Here is a 778-nt window from a genome sequence, read left to right as displayed (position 1 = left end):
GTTTCACTTCCAATACCTTTCAAAGATAATAATTCTTTTCTTAATCCACCTTTATATCGCTCATTAATCTCTTGATAATTGAAATGATGTCGTGCTAACCATGTTAATAATGTTTTAATCGTCAGTGATTTACTTTTATAAAAGCCACTTGAATGTATCAATGATTGTAACGTTTCAATAGGTAGTTCTAATATATGATTTGGATTAAAATGCGTGTGTTCTTTAACTTGATTCAATGCAATTTCTGCATTTCGCCATCTAGTATTTTGAACTAAAATTGCACCTAACATCATTTCAATGTCATTATCAGCAGGCCACCAAAATTGTGGTCCGAGATGTTCATATAAAACTTTATATAATTCATCAGTTCCTAACATTTACACCCTCCATTTTAGAGGGAGTGGGACAGAAATGATATTATCGTAAAATTTATTTCGTCGTCCCACCCCAACTTGCATTGTCTGTAGAAATTGGGAATCCAATTTCTCTTTGTTGGGGCCCCGCCGGCAAGGTTGACTAGAATTGAAAAAAGCTTGTTACAAGCGAATTTTCGTTCAGTCAACTACTGCCATTATAACTTTGTAGAGCATAGAACATTGATTTATGTCTCAGGCTCTCTTATGCAGTTGTGCAGTAGCATCCAACTGCGTTCCTCTTAACCTTATTCACATACTAAGCATTCCCCAATATGTCACATACCTAATTAAAAACACTCCAACACAAAGTATCTTTCGAGAAACTCTACGTTGGAGTGTATATAAATGTTCTTACATTGATT

General features: G+C 34.6%; 1 pseudogene. It reads right to left on the bottom strand.

From position 1 onward, the window contains the following. Positions 1–377, bottom strand: a pseudogene (locus tag IDG60_RS17705) (endonuclease III domain-containing protein); the annotation flags it as partial. Positions 378–778 lie beyond the last annotated feature (401 nt).

This window comes from Staphylococcus sp. EG-SA-2, assembly GCF_017152085.1.
Note: the sequence above shows the minus strand (reverse complement) of the source record. Positions and strands in the feature narration are given on the sequence as shown.